This is a genomic window from Streptomyces viridochromogenes (assembly GCF_001270495.1).
GTDB lineage: Bacteria > Actinomycetota > Actinomycetes > Streptomycetales > Streptomycetaceae > Streptomyces > Streptomyces viridochromogenes_A.
Window position 1 is genome coordinate 12,161 of sequence record NZ_LGUR01000220.1, and the last position, 13,809, is coordinate 25,969.

Consider the following 13,809-nt stretch of genomic DNA (forward strand, 5'->3'; position numbering starts at 1 on the left):
CCGGGCGAAGGGTGCGGCGGCCGTCGCGCGTGCTACTGGCCCTGTCCGGCGAGCCGGTAGAGCGAGATGTGCCGGCCGCTGGTGTCCGTGTCGTACGGGGTGCGGTCCCAGTCCTCCCACCGCTCCCGCAGCAGCAGCCCCGCCTCACCGGCGAGCACGTCGATCTGCTCGGGCCGCCAGTAGCGCATCTGGCCGGGCAGCACCCGCACCGGCTCCCCATCGCGCAGGACGACCTCGGAGTAGTGGAACTCCTGCTCGGCATCGTGGTTCTCGGCGGCGAAGACCACCACGGTGTCCGTGGTCCGGCGCTTGAGCGCGACCACGCTGCGCCCCTCGGGGAACACCCCCGGGTGCGGCCCGTCGGGCAGGCGCTGGCCGGGCCGCGGGACGAAGGTCTCGATCAGCAGCGTGCCGGTGTCGGTGAGCATGCGCGCCGCGTTGTGCAGGAACGCCCGCTGCGTGGCTTCGGAGGCCAGCAGGAAGAAGGTGTTGAAGCAGGCGAACACAAGGTCCACGCGCCTGCCGGCCAGGTAGTGGGCGGCGTCCGCGGTGATCGGGGTGACGGACAGGGTGCCGGTCTTCTTCGCCAGCTGGCGGGTCATCTCCTCCGACGCGTCGACCGCGAGGACCGGAACGTGTTCGGCCAGCGGCAGCGTGATCCGCCCGGTGCCGGAGCCGATCTCCACGGCAGGCGTGTCACCCGCCAGCTCGGCAAGTAATCGGATCTGCGCGGTCGGCGGCACGAAGTCGCCGTACAGCACGTCGTACTCGTCAGCGGTGCGCTCGCCGTAGGTGTCGCTGCCGTACGTCATGGAGATTCCCTTCGTCGGGCAGTTGGGAGTTGGCTGTCTTCGCGGTCCGTCAGCTGTACGAGGTCACCCGCACCCGCCACGCAGGGCACCGTTGCGCCGGTCACTGCGCACTCTCCTGCGACGTCTCGCCCTGCGCCTGGCGACGGCGGCGACGCTGGACGGCGTCGATCGCGTGCGCGCTGCCCTCGCCGTCTTCGACCCGGGCCCGGTAGTCCGCCCAGTCATCGACGGTCCAGGCATCCAGCCCGGCCGGGAAGTCGTCGGTGCCGGCGCGGGTCACTGGTCCGCCTCCACGGCCGGGACGCCGTACATGGACGCGCACGGGCTGCAGGCGAACAGGGCGTCACCGCGCAGTATCGGCACCGGAAACCTGGGGTCCGGGGTCCCGCTGCACCAGCAGCACGAGCGGCCTGCGATCTGCTGCGGGCTCAGCCGCTCACGGTGAATCACCGGGGCGTCCACGTAGGCGCCGGCCATGGGCTGCGTGCTGCGCGTCGTCATGTTGGTGCCTCGCGCTCGCGGTCGGGAGCTTGTGGCGGCCATCTCCCACGGGGGAACGAGAGACGGCCGCCGGGCGCCCGCGGTGTTCACCGGGGCACGTGTCCAGTCCAACGCCGGAGCGTGGTCAACGGGTAGGAAAAGTGGGCCGATTGCTACTCGCGGTGACCGGAAATTTCGGCGGGCGGGATCCGCGCAACCCCTCCACGCTGCATGATCACGCGGCTACGGTGAGTGTGTGGAAGGAAATTTCCGGTTGCAGGCCCACATGACCGAACACGCTTTCAAACAGGGCGGGTTGGCCGACCGGGTGAACGATGAGCTGAAGGCGGCCGGTCACCAGGGGACCGTCGGTGACCGCACGGTCCGCAACTGGGTAACCGGAAAATCCCGCTGGCCGCACCAGCGCCAGCGAGACGCCCTCACGGCAGTATTCGGATGCACACCCGCATGCCTTGGCTTCTATCCCCCCGGCATGCCCGCACCGCCCTACGAGGACCCCTCAGACATGCTCCGCCGCCGCTTCTGCACCGCCGCCACGTCCGCGCTCACAGCCACCGCCCTGCCGACCGTCGACACCCGCCCCACCACCGTGGGCACCTCCGACGTGATCCGCCTGCGCGACGGCCTGGACCGGCTCACCCTGCTCGATCAGAGACGCGGCGGACACGCCACCCTCGAACGCGCCGCACTCGCCGGCGCAGCCGAGGCCGTCGGCCTCCAGGACCACTCCGCCTCGCAGACGATCCGCCAGCGGCTGTTCGGAGTCGCCGCCGACTACACCACGGCCGCCGCCTGGTCGTGCATCGACGCCCGCCAGCTCGAGCGCGCCCGCGGCCACGTGAACGAGGCCCTTCACCTGGCCGGGCTGTCGCAGGACCCCGTGGCCTTGATGCGAGTGTGGAACTCCACGGCGATCCTCGCGCACCAGCTCGGTCACCACGCCGAAAGCGTGGCAGCAGCACAGGCGGCACAGTCCTGCGCGATCACGCGCCGCGATCCGCTGTTCGGCTCCCTCGCGCACGCCCGTGCCGCAGTGGGGCACGCCTACCGGGGCGACGGACAGGCCGCCGTCCGCTCGATCGGATACGCCGAAGAGGCCCTGACGCGAGCCGAGGCGCGCCCCCGGCCGTCCTGGGTCGCCTTCTACGGGCCCGCAGAACTGCACGCCCTGACCGGGATCGTCCGCAGCCGTCTCGGCCAGCCCGCGGAGGCGGAAGCAGCCTCACACCGCGCCCTGTCCGCGCTCCCCGCCGCCTACCGGCGCAACCGCGCCATGACGACCGTGGACCTCGCCATCGCCCAACTCCACCAGGGCGACGCCGAACAAGCCTGCACCACAACCGAGGACGCCTTCACCCTGATGACCGGAAGCCCCTTACCCGGCCGCCTGCGCGTCCTTCTCGGCGACTTCTACCGTGATCTCCTCACGCTCGCGCCCTCCACCACCGTGGCGCGCGAGTGGGCCGACCGCTACCGATCCGAATGGAGCCCCGCGTGACCACGGCACCCGCCATCGAACTGCGCCGCTACGGACACAACGACCTGCCCGACATCCGGCAGACCCTGCTCGATGTCCACGCCGACGCCTACTTCGAGCGGCGGCACGAAGAGTTCGTCCAGCGCTTCCCCTGGTTCGTGGACCACTGGGGAGGCCGCGAAGGATTCGCGTGCGTGGTCGCCTACGAGGGCGGCGAGCCCATCGGGTTCACCTACGGGGCGCCAGGCGAGCCGGGCCGCGAATGGTGGCGCGAGTACCTGACCGAAGAGCCGGCCGACCCATCGACGTTCTCCGTCTCGGAACTGATGCTCAGGCCGAAATGGCGCAAGCAGGGCCTCGGACAACGGCTTCACACCGCGCTACTCGCCGACCGGCCCGAGGCCCTGGCCGTGCTCACGGTGGACACCAAGCGGCCCCGGCTCCAGGCGCTGTACGAGGGCTGGGGGTACCGGAAGGTCGGCGAGCGCCAGCCGTTCCCGGACTCCCCGCTGTATGCCGTGATGCTGCTCAACCGCACGCAGACAACCTGACTGGCACCGCCGATCGTGGAGACGATCCGATGAAGCGCCGCAACCTGCTGCGCGGCGCGCTGGCCGCCGGCCTCACCGCTCCGGCCCTCGCCGCACTCACCGCCGCCTGGACCGACGTCGACCAGACCCTCTCCCCCGATACTCCCCAGGACCTGGCCGACCTCGAGGCCGCAGCCGAGAACTACGGATACGGCTACCACGGACAAGCACCCACCCGCGTACTGGCCGACCTGGTCACCGACTTCACAACCCTGCGCCCGCTGCTCACCGTCCCACAGCCCGCACCGGTCCAAGCCCGGCTGTTCCGGACAGCCGGGCAGATGGCCGGGATGACCGCGATCGTCCTGCACGACCTGGGTAGCCGCCGGGAGTCCCGCGCCTGGTTCGCCACCGCCGCCCGGGCCGCCGCCGAATCCGGCGACCATCAGCTACACGCGTGGGTCCTCGCCCGGGAGGCGATGGTCCCGCTCAACTACGGCGCTCCGAGGGCAGCGGCCAGCCTCGCCGAACAGGCCCGGCAGGCGGCCGGCACCAGGCCGACCGCCCCCGCAGTGCTGGCGGCCGCTGTCGCCGCCCGCGCCTACGCCCTCAACCACCAGAGCGAGCAGGCCCGCGCCGCGCTCGAGGCCGCCGACGCCCTCATGGACCGGCTCCCCGAGTCCGAGCGGTCGGACACGTGGCTGACGTACGGCGAGCAGAAGCACCACGTCCACCTCAGCCACGCCTTCACCACCCTCGGGGACACCCACCGCGCCCGGGAGAGCCAGGAGCGCGCCCTGGAGCTGTCCGCGCCGACCAGCACCATGACGCGCACCCTGCTGACCATCGACGGCGCCGCCTGTGCCCATCACGACGGCGACACCGAGCAGGCCTGCCGCCGCACCGTCGCCGCCCTGACCGCGCTGCCCGCGGACTACTGCACCGGCCTGGTCCGCCGCCGCGCCCTGGACCTGTACGAGGCGATCCCCGCCCAGCACCACCGGGAGCGTGCCGTACGGGAACTACGCGACGTCCTGGTCAGCTGAGAACGACGGCTTCCACAGCGGGCGGGCCAGGCCCCTCCCGCCGCAGTGAGAGCAGTCCCCCTCTCCGGGGCCGCTGCCCGCGCCGATGGTGCCGAGGGCATCCCGCAGGAGCCGGGTGAGACCTTCGACGTGGGCGATGTGCAGCGGCAGTTCCTGTCGCACGCCGATCATGAGCTCCAGCCCGACGTCGGGCACGAGCGCGTACTCGCCGATCCCGCCGTCCCCGGCGAGGCGGCGCGACACCGATTCGATCACGTCGTGAAGACGGCTTATCGGCTCATCCTCGAACAGCTCCACACGCGCCGAGAGGAGGATGTCGTTCGGATCCGCGATCGACAGCCGTGCCGCCGGCCGCTCGAACGGCACGCTGAGGCCGACCGGCTCGGGATGGGTCGCATGGAGACGGGCCATCGCGTGCCACAGGTCTCCCGGGTCGCCGTGCCTGGACGGCATGTCCGCGTTCTGCTGCGTGCTGTGGTGCCTGTGAAGCCTCATGGCTGCCTTCCGGTCGATGACGTCGGAATACCTGAGTACGCCGTGGACCGGGCGCAGTTCGCGTCCTGACCCTCGTCATCCCGCCGGGTGGCGCGGCGACTTCGCCAGCCGTCCCGGCTGGCGCCACCGGCCTGGTCCGCCGTCGCGCGCAGGACCTGTACGAGGCGATCCCCGCCCAGCACCACCACGAACGCGCCGTCCGGGAACTACGCGACGTCGTAGCCGGCTGACAGCGACCGCTTCCACGGTGGGGACCCGACAGCCAGATGGGCCGGATAGGTGAACGACGGGCCCCTGGCGTAGCCCGGTCGGCGGGCTGTCGGTTGTGGGTTCAGCGGGCCGACCGGCCCGCGCACGGGGCCACGTCTGCGAGGCACAGCATGGGACGTCAGAAGCAGCACAAGCCACGCCACCCACAGGGCGAGAGCGGCCAGCCGACCACGGAATGGTTCGGCACCGCGTTCCACTCCACCGAGGGGATGCAGCACCTGGACGTCCGCCAGTCCGGCAACGGCATCCTGATCACCTCCTCCCCTGCCGAGATCGACGGTGCTCCGGCCTCCTGGCCGCTGCGCCTGCGCAACGACGTCGACGGCGGGCTGAACGAGGTGGGCGCGGCCCTCGCGGCCGGGCGCGGCCACGTCTTCGGCGTGACCGAGGGGCCCGGACACAGGACCGTCCTGGCGTTCCTGCCCGACCACCCCGAGGAAGGCGTCGGCACGCTGGCCCGGGTCCGGACCCCCGAGGACCCGGACGGCGACGTCGTCTTCGAGCGGAGCGCGGAACGGCCCATGGGGCTGTGGGCCGAAGCCGGGGAGAACCTTCTGCGGATCGTGCCGCTGCTCGGTCCGGACGCGCCGCCGGCGGACGAACTCGAGGACTGCCTGCTGTGCCCCGGCTGCTACCGGCCCGTCTACGAGAGCTCTTCCTCGCACACTCTGATCGGTGTCGGTCCGATGCCGGTGATCGGGCTGTGCAGGCTGTGCGCCGAAGGCACCACGCTTCGCTCGCTGCGCCAGGCCGACGTTCCCGTCGACCCGCAGCAGCGCGCCGTCCTGGAGACCGTGGCCGCCGCTATGGCGTAGCCGGGCGACCAGCTCTCGGGCAAGCCACCGTTGTGAGGCGGCTTGCCCGACCCTGTCAGCGGCCTGCTGGCTCGGGGTAGCGTCGGCGGCGCCGGTCCGGGTCGTCGACGCCGATCTCGTACCAGGGCTCGCCTCGCTGGAGCCGGGGCAGGGTGTTCACCCACACGGCGACGGCGATGCCCTTCACGTCGTCGGCGAGCGCCTGGAGGCGGTTGTCGAGCAGGTGCTCCTCCTTGCCCGCCAGGACGACGTGCAGCCGCGGGAAGGTCTGGGAGCGGGTGTAGCGGTGGCGCTGCCAGAACGGGAACGTGTTGCCGATCGTGCCGCGGGCGCCTTCCCAGACGCGGTGCCCGGCGTAGCGCTCGTAGTCCCAGACCTCCTTGGCGAGCCGGGCCTGGGACATGGTGCCGTTGTCGAGCTCGAAGAGGCGCACCTCGCTGGTCTTCGTCGGCAGCGCGAGGACGGCGTCGGTGTTGAAGCTCAGGCCGGTCTCCTTGATGGCGTGGTTGACCTCCACCTGCCAGTCGGTCAGGTGCTTGCAACCACCGAAGGCCAGGATCATGTCCGTCACCGCGACGCCGTGCGGACCGAACCCGGCCTTCACCGCCTTCGCTCCGGTGCCGGCCTTCGGTCGGGGAGGCAGCTCGTTGCCGTCGGCCAGAGCCTTCTGTCCCGCCGGGGTCAGGTTCCAGATCGGGTGCTTGCCGTCCTTGCCGTTCGTCTCCGCCAGCCCGAGCTCCGCCAGCTTCCTCATCGCCCTGCGCACGTACGACCGGCCGTCGGCGTCTTCCTTCGTGATCACCTGAGCCATCTGCCGGACCGTGGCTATCCGCACGCACCCCAGCATCCGCAGCGCATCGGCCCGCACCTTCATGGCCGGAGTGGACTTCTTCCCCTTCGCTGACGTCTCAGGGGAAGGGAGAGAGGTGTCAGCGTGCCGGGAGACCCCTTGTCGGGCGGTGTGAGCTGCGGTGATGGGCACGACGTTGGAATCGTTCGCGGCACCGTTCACGGCACTGGATTCCGGGCCGCCCGGCGGGCGTTCAGCACCCCTTGTCCAGGTCGGGCGCGGCTCCGGTTCGGGCTGCCGGGCGCTGCTGGTGTCCGTCATGACAAGGCTCCTCACACAGGTGACGCGGGGGCCCGGATGGAATTCCCCCGTCACTTGCTAGAGGTGTGGCGAAAGTCGACGGTGTGACACTCCACTGAGCGCCGTTACCGATCCGTGATCGTCAGGCAGGTGCGGCGCAGAGCTCGGAGACGATCGTGAACGAGGTCGTCACCATCGGGATCGCCATGGCCGGCGGCATCGCCGCGTGAGTGGTCTGGCCGTGCGCCATGCCGTTGCGGATCTGCCGACCGTAGTCGAGGTACTCCGCCTGCCGGGCCGTCAGGATCCCGTCGGCGGCGCCCTGCTTGATGAGCTGGTGCAGCGGCTTCTTGCCCGCGTCCGGGATCCGGTCGCGCAGCACGATCTCCACCGCGATCAGGGAGTGCATGACCGCCACGGTGGAGAACTCGTAGCAGTAGTACGACTGGCGCAGCAGCTCGCGGGCCGTATGCAGGACGGTCGCCGCGGCCTCGGGCACACCGTCGGGCACGACCAGGTCCTCAACGAGGTCGTGCATGTCGGCGTAGCTGTCGACGAAGTAGTGGGCGCGTTCGTCCGGGACCGGGAACGGCAGCCGCTGCGTGGTCATCCCCGCAGTCTCCCAGCGGCAGGCCCCGGGCGGCAGCGGCTTTTCCCCAGGGTGTCGCGCAGCGTGCCGGGACGGAGATTTCTCCTCACCGGAATGGGCGGAATGTCGCAGGTAGCGGAGCCGGACAAGGGGGCCACGCGAGCGTCGGCCGGGCGAGTCCGCTCACCGTCGGTGCGCGGAATCTATCCACAGGCAACCTCTCCGAAGATCGCTTCTGAGGCCGCCACGATCAGCGCGGCGGCCCGTCGACAGTGAGGAAGCGTCATGGAGACGACTGCGTCGAAGGTCCAGCTCGCCCCGGAGCAGATCGCGCGAGCCGCCGATTACGTGGAGCTGGTCTGGCGGGGCCAGGGCAGCGAGCAGGACAAGGCCGCGCTCGCGGCATTCCACTCCGACGGGTCGGAGCTCGCGCGGCTGATCGGCGAGTTCGGCGAGCTGCTGCTGGCCGACTACATCACCGCAGTGCCCGACGAACACGCCGACTGCGAGTCCGCGTACGCCCTGCGGCAGATGGTGACGGTGGCGAGCCGGTACCTCAAGCGGTGGTGCCTGGCGGGCGGTGGGGCGCAGACCGCATGGATCGCGGCGGGGTTCCTGATCGAGTGCATGCAGGAGGTCGACCAGGTCTCCCAGTTCCTCGCTGACGTCCGCGGCAACGTCTCCACCGAGTGCCCGACCACCGCCTGAGCCACCGGACGGCCACGCCTCGCAAGCCACAACCGGCAAGCCGTCGTCAGTCACATCCAGCCCTCCCGGGCCAGCCAACAACTTACGGAGCCGTCATGCCCAAGAAGAACACCACCGCCACCACCGAGCCGTTGACCCCGATGCACCCGGATGATGTCGCCGGCGCGTTCGCCTACATCCGGGCGTTGCAGGCCCGCGACATCGACACCGCCGGCGCGGTCGCCAACGACACAGGACCGGAGCTGCGCCAGCTGCTCCTGGACGTCGCCGCGCGCATCTTCATCCCCGTCACCGCCGTGGACGACTGCGACGGTGAACCGTGCCCGCACTCCTTCCTGGCCGCGGCGCTCGGGCGACTGCTGCTGGAGGTCCTGCGCCACGGCGACGGCGCCTGCCTGGCCTTCCCGCCGGGCATCGCCCAGACCATCGTCCGCTTCGCAGAGAACATCCTCACCGAGGACCACGGCGACGTCGCCGACGTCCTGCGCCAACTGGAGGCCGCAGGGATGAGGCAGGCGATGGAGGCACACCCGGCGCACCGCACCACCGCGTAGCCGCACCTCCGGGACGGCGGTGGTGCGGTGCGGCGCGCATCGCGGGCGCACCACCGCACCACCGTGGTGCGGTCCACCGCATCGCCGCACCGCACCGGGCGCGCGCCGCGGCCGGGCGGGTTCCTCTATCACACGCCCCCTTGACCACGGCCTGATCGCCAGCCGGAACGGGCTGTGTCAAGGGGAATCGTCCTCGGTAGCAGACCTGGACAAGGGGGTGGAGCGGAGCTGGTCAAGGGGTCGCGCGCCTCCGGCCGCACCTGGTCAAGGGGTCGGTCGGCGGTGAGCGCACCGGTGCGGTGCGGGACATCGCGTGCGGCGCACCGGGCGCGCGCGAGAGTGCCGGGCATCGCCGGGCGCGGTGCACCGGGTGCGGTGGCCGACATCGCGATGCGTACCACGGTGGCGTCCATCGTCATCCGGCGCACCGGAGTGGAGTCCACTCGGTGGAGCCCACTGAGTGGAGTCCATCGGGTGGAGTCCACCCGATGTCGTGCATCGCCACTGGATGCTGAACATCGTGGGCTCCACTCGGTGGACGATGCCCGACATCGTCACCACAGCCAGGCACTGGAGTGCCGCACCCGGGACAGGGCGCGGGCATCACGGCGCGCGGCCGCGTTGCCGATCCGGCTCTGCCGGGAGCGGGGCCGACGCGACTGTGCGGCGGCGAGCCGGCGCTTCCCGGCTTCCTGGAGCCGCTTCCGCTGCTTGCGCAGCTCCCTCTTCTTGTCCGCCTTCGACTTCGGCTTCCGGGGCCGCTTCCAGATCGGCTGCCACCCCAGGGGCTCGTCGGGCTCGGGCTCCTGGTCCTCGGTGAGCGCGGCGGCCATCTGCTCGCGGGCGGAACGGGCGCGGGCGAGTGCGTCGTCGGGGTTGGGGCGTTCTTCCGGGGTGTTCACGTGACTCCTCCTGTGGTTCGGCCCGGCGTGTGCTGGGTGCCGGGTTGCTGGGTGTGCGGCGGCGGGGCCGTCGCCGGGGTGGGCTGCGGGCGGGGGCCGTGGGCGACTTCGCGCGCCCGCCGGCTGTCCTGGAGCGTGGCGGCCACCTGCGCGGCGGCGGCTTCCAAGGTCTGGCGCGTCTGTTCCACCGTGTCGACGCCGGTCTCCGGCTCCAGGAGGCGACCGTTCTTCGGGCCGGTGCGGAACGGCCGCGGGTGCGACCTCGAGGCGGCGGGCACGGCGACGGTGCGCGGTCGGGTACGGGAGCCCAGGCGCTCTGCCCGGCGCACCGCGTGGACCCGGGCGGCCAGGGCGTCGGCGGCGAGGCGGGCCCGCTCGTAAGGCGGGGCGGTCCGCTTGCGGGTCAGCGGGCGCAGCACGGCCTGGTCCTCGGTGTCGCGCGGGTACAGGGCGCGCAGGTCGGCGGTCATCATCCGCCGGCTCGCCGGGCGGGTGTAGTCGTCGACGACCGTTTGCACGATCTGTTCGTCCAGGCCCGGCTCGTGGGGCCGGCCGCGCAGGACGTAGGAGAGGTGGCGGCGGGCTTCGGCGAGCAGGTGGTGGCGCTTGAACGCGCCGCGCATCACGTACACCACGGCGACGACGTCGACGGCCGCCAGGGCGATGTCGACCACCGGCCGCACCCGTGCCCACACCGCTGCGGCCGCCGCCCGCGCCCGCTGTGCGAGCCGGTAGACGGTGCAGGCGCCGAACGCCCGGATCGCCGAGGCGCGCCATCGCTTACGCAGCTCGGTCAGCGACAGCAGCTCGGTGCGCTTGGGCGGGCGGGTCTGGTCGGCGGCCTGGCAGGCCAGCGCGTAGGCGGCCCGCTCCCCCGGCGCGTGTCCCTGCCGTTCCTCGTACTTGGCGGTGAGGACGGGCAGCGCGTCCTCGATCTGCTGGCGGCGGGTCGACTGCCAGTCGATGAGCCGCCGGTCGATCCCGGCGATGTCCATGACGGGCCGGCGGCCGGGCGTCACCTCGCGCGGCTCCCACGCCCACCCGAGCCGGGCGGACAGCTCCTCCATGAAGTACAGGGTGTAGAGGGTGTCGGCCGCGACGATGTGGGCCATCAGCGAGTCCGCCGACAGGTTGCCCCACTTCCCGTCGTGTGGCCGCCGGGCGCGGATCGACACGACCGCGTGCGCGTGGAGCAGCGGCCTCGATTCCGTGGCCCTGGACTCGTAGTGCCGGAAGACCGCGACGATCAGCCCGTCCTTGACCCGGGCCCGCTGCTTGCCGCCGGCCTTCCAGCGGATCTCCGCGACCGACTCCTCCAGCCACGCCAGCGTCTTGTCGCGGGCGATGTCGTCGCACAGCTCCAGCACCAGGCGGTGCCGGTCGTCCATCAGGGCCCACGCGATGTGTGCCGTCGGCGGGGGCCGGAACGTCAGGTCGAAGGCCAGCCAGGGCGTGCGCTCCTTGGCCTTGTCGGTCTTCGGTGAGCGGTTGTGCTCGATGGGCCTGCCCAGCACGGTCGCCCGCCGCGCCTGCGCCGGGCTCCTGCCCTGCGCCAGGAGCTCGCGCTCGATCCGGTCGGCGTCCGGGTGCCGGCCCTCCCCCAGGAGGAGTTCGGCCTGCCGCTCGGTCACCACGTCCCCAGCCGTCAGGCCGAGCGCGGCCAGCCCCCGGCCCTTCCACACGCCGGGTGGAACACCGGCTTCGTCCTGGGCGGCGCGTAGTGGCGTGCCCGCCCGGCGGTGGCCGTCGCCGACCATCACGCCACGGAACAGGTAGCGCCACCCGGTCCCCGGGCGAACTGGCGACATGCTGATCATCGCCACATGGAACCCCGGTGTTGACCTGCACAGAAGCGCGATCCGGGGTCCTTCCCGCCGGGCGGGAGGGCATCACCAAGTCTTTACCGGAGCGCCCGTCAGGCGGGCCGCCCAACCAGCCCAAGACGGTAAGCCACCGACGTGTGCACCCTGCCGCCCATGAACCCGAACCTCGTTCACGACGACCTCTGCCCGCTCTGCCGCCGACCGCTCCGGATCGAGTACGGCCACACCCAGCGCTCCGCCCAGCAGGACCACCCGGCCCGTAACTGGATCACAGGGCGCCGATGCTCCATCTGCGAGGCCACCCGGCCCCAGCAGTTCTGGGACGCCATGCGCGCTCTCTACGAGAGCTGACCGTGCCGTGCGAATACTGCGCCACGACCACACGAGCCGATGGAGGAGATCGCGGACGTCATCATGTGATCAGCGCGCACGACCTTGCGCGGTCACATCTCGTTGGGCGGGACATGAAGCTGACTACCGGGCCGGGCAGGGTCGAGGCGTTGGCGGAGGAGGCCGTCGTCGCGGCGTGCACGCTGGCCGACGCCGCCGACCCGTTGCGCTGGAGCGCGGACGCGGTGGAGGACGTGGCCGCCGCCCTCGAGGTCCTGGCCGGTGCGCTCGCCCAGCTCGATCCGGAGTGCGCAGAGATCCTCTCCGTCGTGCCGATCGCCGCGGCCGCCGTCGTCGAGCGCGCCGAACAGGCCGGAGCCGGGGCGAGCGAGTCCGTCGGCGGCAGCGCTGCGGCCGGAACGAGCGCGGCGCTGCGCCAGGCACTCGCCGCTCACGGCTTGACCCGGAACCGCGTCCACCAGCTCGGGGCCGCGCTGATCACGGTCACGCTGGACGCATCCGAGGCACAGGCCCTGGCCGTGCTCCTCAGCCGACGCGACACCTTCCCCCGACAGGCGCAGCAGGGGGACGAGGGCGGTTGGGGGGCCGGGCCGGCGGAGACCGCGGCGGCCGCGCTCGCCGACGCTCTCCGCACCCACGGCACGGGCGCATACGCACGGGTCCTGGCCTCCGGGCAGGTGAGCGCCGGCCTCACCCCGCAGACTGCCCAGGCGGTGGTCGCGGCCCTCACCGCACGGCCCGGCGCCGCGTCACACGGCAAGCGGCGCGGGCTCGGTCCGGGCTTCAAGGGTGTCGCCTCACGCTGACCGCCCGGAGCAGTGCCGCCAAAAATCGCGGGACTTCCCCAATTGGGGAAGTCCCGCTCAACAGCAGGGGTCAGCCCTCAACCAGCTCTGCATCGACGATGCCGTCCTCGTCGACGGCGCCAGCGTCGACGTTGACATCAGGGATGGCGTCGGCGTCGACCTTTACCTTGCTGAGGATGCGGCCGATGCGGCGGATGGCGTCCTGCTGCCGCTGGGCTTCTTCGCTGCTACGGGCCTTACGTGCGGCCTTGTCCTCCGTGGCGTTCTCGATTGCCTGTCGCGCCACATTCAGCAGCTCTAGTGCGCCGTCTACGGGGTCCGAGCTCCGGCTGGGCGTGCCGCTCTGCCCGCGCTCCGCTTCGACACGTTGCGTGGGCATCACCGCTTCGGGTGCGGTCGTCCAGGCGGCGCTGACGGCCTGGCTGCGCTCTACCGGATCGGACACGCCCTTGGCGGCTGCCACCGCCTTCTTCACTCGCTGCTGGACCTGGTTGGCGACAAGCCGGACGCCGCCTTTCTGGTGGGCCCAGTACAGCTCGGCGTAGGCGCGCGCGGCTTCTTGGTCGCTGGTGCGCTCCGCGTACGGCTGCAGCTTTCGCAGGTGGCTGTCGGGCAGGGGCCGGCCGAGTTCCTTCTGCACGGTCTGTGCCAGACGCCAAGTCTTCTGGAGACGATCCGCCTCGCTGGTCGAAAGACCATCGTGCTCCTGCTGCAGGTACTGCTCCCAGGTGCGGGTGCCGTCGCCGCGGTACAGGCGGCGCCTTCGAACCACTTCCAGGGAGAAGCCGAGCATCCAGCGGGCTGTGCGGGCGTTGTCGACGGCGCGGTGAGCCTCGGCAAGGAGACGCTGTTCGTGCTCGTCGAGCGGTCCGTTCGCGGTTTCCGGCGTAGCGTCCACGTCGGGGAGGGTCAGTCCCCAGTGCTCCATCGTGAACGGCTGAGCGCGCATCTGCGGAGGTTCGGCGGGGCGTTCAGGCACAGCCACGCTGTCCGATGTGGGATTCGCGCTGGTGGCGGGAGGCTGCTGGGCTCCCTTGTTG

Annotated in this window: 18 protein-coding genes; 8 read left to right on the forward strand and 10 right to left on the reverse strand. The window is 71.5% G+C overall.

Annotated elements, in window-relative coordinates:
* Positions 1–32 precede the first annotated feature (32 nt).
* The 4 genes from ADK36_RS30805 to ADK36_RS51055 form a co-directional block, all read right to left on the reverse strand.
* On the reverse strand, positions 33–812 hold the full coding sequence (locus ADK36_RS30805; protein ID WP_078950846.1) for a class I SAM-dependent methyltransferase: 780 nt from the start codon (positions 810–812) through the stop codon (positions 33–35).
* A 100-nt stretch (positions 813–912) separates the two neighbouring features.
* Positions 913–1,092 carry a hypothetical protein gene (locus ADK36_RS30810; RefSeq protein ID WP_053199748.1) on the reverse strand — a complete coding sequence of 60 codons (180 nt, stop codon included), beginning with the start codon at positions 1,090–1,092 and terminating at the stop codon, positions 913–915.
* Complete coding sequence (locus tag ADK36_RS30815) at positions 1,089–1,313, reverse strand: hypothetical protein (protein ID WP_053199751.1); 225 nt, start codon at positions 1,311–1,313, stop codon at positions 1,089–1,091. Before ADK36_RS30815 ends, ADK36_RS30810 begins: the two co-directional genes overlap by 4 nt.
* Before the next feature lie 214 nt (positions 1,314–1,527).
* On the reverse strand, positions 1,528–1,650 hold the full coding sequence (locus tag ADK36_RS51055; protein WP_267887428.1) for a hypothetical protein: 123 nt from the start codon (positions 1,648–1,650) through the stop codon (positions 1,528–1,530).
* Between the two features lie 135 nt (positions 1,651–1,785).
* Between ADK36_RS51055 and ADK36_RS30820 the strand changes: the two genes are divergently transcribed.
* From ADK36_RS30820 to ADK36_RS30830, 3 genes are read left to right on the forward strand one after another with little or no spacing between them, the layout of a single operon-like run.
* Positions 1,786–2,811: a hypothetical protein gene (locus tag ADK36_RS30820; protein ID WP_234329936.1), complete on the forward strand. Its 1,026-nt coding sequence runs from the start codon at positions 1,786–1,788 to the stop codon at positions 2,809–2,811.
* Positions 2,796–3,341 (forward strand): GNAT family N-acetyltransferase, encoded by a 546-nt coding sequence (locus tag ADK36_RS30825; protein ID WP_053199755.1) that lies wholly within the window; start codon positions 2,796–2,798, stop codon positions 3,339–3,341. The genes ADK36_RS30820 and ADK36_RS30825 overlap by 16 nt, the downstream gene beginning before the upstream one ends.
* 29 nt (positions 3,342–3,370) lie before the next feature.
* Positions 3,371–4,366: a hypothetical protein gene (locus ADK36_RS30830; RefSeq protein ID WP_053199757.1), complete on the forward strand. Its 996-nt coding sequence runs from the start codon at positions 3,371–3,373 to the stop codon at positions 4,364–4,366.
* Here ADK36_RS30830 and ADK36_RS30835 read toward each other — a convergent pair.
* Positions 4,343–4,861: a hypothetical protein gene (locus ADK36_RS30835; RefSeq protein WP_053199759.1), complete on the reverse strand. Its 519-nt coding sequence runs from the start codon at positions 4,859–4,861 to the stop codon at positions 4,343–4,345. The two genes, ADK36_RS30830 and ADK36_RS30835, sit on opposite strands and share 24 nt — an antisense overlap.
* Positions 4,862–5,241: 380 nt before the next feature.
* Between ADK36_RS30835 and ADK36_RS30840 the strand changes: the two genes are divergently transcribed.
* Positions 5,242–5,946, forward strand: a complete 705-nt coding sequence (locus ADK36_RS30840; protein ID WP_053199761.1) for a hypothetical protein — start codon at positions 5,242–5,244, stop codon at positions 5,944–5,946.
* Between the two features lie 55 nt (positions 5,947–6,001).
* Here ADK36_RS30840 and ADK36_RS30845 read toward each other — a convergent pair whose 3' ends face one another.
* Positions 6,002–6,820, reverse strand: coding sequence for a replication-relaxation family protein (locus ADK36_RS30845; RefSeq protein WP_234329937.1), 819 nt, complete (start codon positions 6,818–6,820; stop codon positions 6,002–6,004).
* Positions 6,821–7,178: 358 nt separating this feature from the next.
* A complete protein-coding gene (locus tag ADK36_RS30850; RefSeq protein ID WP_053199763.1) occupies positions 7,179–7,646 on the reverse strand; it encodes a hypothetical protein in 468 nt (155 codons plus the stop codon).
* Positions 7,647–7,910: 264 nt separating this feature from the next.
* On the opposite strand from ADK36_RS30850, the gene ADK36_RS30855 reads away from it, so the two are divergent.
* Positions 7,911–8,333 carry a hypothetical protein gene (locus tag ADK36_RS30855; protein WP_053199765.1) on the forward strand — a complete coding sequence of 141 codons (423 nt, stop codon included), beginning with the start codon at positions 7,911–7,913 and terminating at the stop codon, positions 8,331–8,333.
* Between the two features lie 95 nt (positions 8,334–8,428).
* Positions 8,429–8,887: a hypothetical protein gene (locus ADK36_RS30860; protein ID WP_053199768.1), complete on the forward strand. Its 459-nt coding sequence runs from the start codon at positions 8,429–8,431 to the stop codon at positions 8,885–8,887.
* A 554-nt stretch (positions 8,888–9,441) separates the two neighbouring features.
* Here ADK36_RS30860 and ADK36_RS30865 read toward each other — a convergent pair.
* Together ADK36_RS30865 and mobF are read right to left on the reverse strand one after the other, a co-directional pair.
* Positions 9,442–9,789 carry a hypothetical protein gene (locus ADK36_RS30865; RefSeq protein ID WP_053199770.1) on the reverse strand — a complete coding sequence of 116 codons (348 nt, stop codon included), beginning with the start codon at positions 9,787–9,789 and terminating at the stop codon, positions 9,442–9,444.
* The gene (mobF, locus tag ADK36_RS30870; RefSeq protein WP_234329938.1) at positions 9,786–11,606 is read right to left on the reverse strand and encodes a MobF family relaxase; all 1,821 of its coding nucleotides are present in this window, start codon (positions 11,604–11,606) and stop codon (positions 9,786–9,788) included. The genes ADK36_RS30865 and mobF overlap by 4 nt, the downstream gene beginning before the upstream one ends.
* 159 nt (positions 11,607–11,765) lie before the next feature.
* On the opposite strand from mobF, the gene ADK36_RS30875 reads away from it, so the two are divergent.
* Positions 11,766–11,963, forward strand: a complete 198-nt coding sequence (locus ADK36_RS30875) for a hypothetical protein (protein WP_234329939.1) — start codon at positions 11,766–11,768, stop codon at positions 11,961–11,963.
* 113 nt (positions 11,964–12,076) lie between these two features.
* The gene (locus ADK36_RS30880; protein WP_053199774.1) at positions 12,077–12,769 is read left to right on the forward strand and encodes a hypothetical protein; all 693 of its coding nucleotides are present in this window, start codon (positions 12,077–12,079) and stop codon (positions 12,767–12,769) included.
* 70 nt (positions 12,770–12,839) lie between these two features.
* Here the strand turns inward: ADK36_RS30880 and ADK36_RS30885 are convergent, their stop codons facing one another.
* On the reverse strand, positions 12,840–13,718 hold the full coding sequence (locus ADK36_RS30885; protein ID WP_053199776.1) for a hypothetical protein: 879 nt from the start codon (positions 13,716–13,718) through the stop codon (positions 12,840–12,842).
* Positions 13,719–13,809 lie beyond the last annotated feature (91 nt).

Coding starts and splice junctions, on each gene's coding strand:
- ADK36_RS30855 (WP_053199765.1), top strand. CDS start 7,911: ATGGAGACGACTGCGTCGAAGGTCCAGCTCGCCCCGGAGCAGATCGCG.
- ADK36_RS30835 (WP_053199759.1), bottom strand. CDS start 4,861: ATGAGGCTTCACAGGCACCACAGCACGCAGCAGAACGCGGACATGCCG.
- ADK36_RS30880 (WP_053199774.1), top strand. CDS start 12,077: ATGAAGCTGACTACCGGGCCGGGCAGGGTCGAGGCGTTGGCGGAGGAG.
- ADK36_RS30875 (WP_234329939.1), top strand. CDS start 11,766: ATGAACCCGAACCTCGTTCACGACGACCTCTGCCCGCTCTGCCGCCGA.
- ADK36_RS30830 (WP_053199757.1), top strand. CDS start 3,371: ATGAAGCGCCGCAACCTGCTGCGCGGCGCGCTGGCCGCCGGCCTCACC.
- ADK36_RS30840 (WP_053199761.1), top strand. CDS start 5,242: ATGGGACGTCAGAAGCAGCACAAGCCACGCCACCCACAGGGCGAGAGC.
- ADK36_RS30805 (WP_078950846.1), bottom strand. CDS start 812: ATGACGTACGGCAGCGACACCTACGGCGAGCGCACCGCTGACGAGTAC.
- ADK36_RS30850 (WP_053199763.1), bottom strand. CDS start 7,646: ATGACCACGCAGCGGCTGCCGTTCCCGGTCCCGGACGAACGCGCCCAC.
- ADK36_RS30845 (WP_234329937.1), bottom strand. CDS start 6,820: ATGAAGGTGCGGGCCGATGCGCTGCGGATGCTGGGGTGCGTGCGGATA.
- ADK36_RS30820 (WP_234329936.1), top strand. CDS start 1,786: ATGCCCGCACCGCCCTACGAGGACCCCTCAGACATGCTCCGCCGCCGC.
- mobF (WP_234329938.1), bottom strand. CDS start 11,606: ATGATCAGCATGTCGCCAGTTCGCCCGGGGACCGGGTGGCGCTACCTG.
- ADK36_RS30825 (WP_053199755.1), top strand. CDS start 2,796: ATGGAGCCCCGCGTGACCACGGCACCCGCCATCGAACTGCGCCGCTAC.
- ADK36_RS30815 (WP_053199751.1), bottom strand. CDS start 1,313: ATGACGACGCGCAGCACGCAGCCCATGGCCGGCGCCTACGTGGACGCC.
- ADK36_RS30885 (WP_053199776.1), bottom strand. CDS start 13,718: ATGCGCGCTCAGCCGTTCACGATGGAGCACTGGGGACTGACCCTCCCC.
- ADK36_RS30860 (WP_053199768.1), top strand. CDS start 8,429: ATGCCCAAGAAGAACACCACCGCCACCACCGAGCCGTTGACCCCGATG.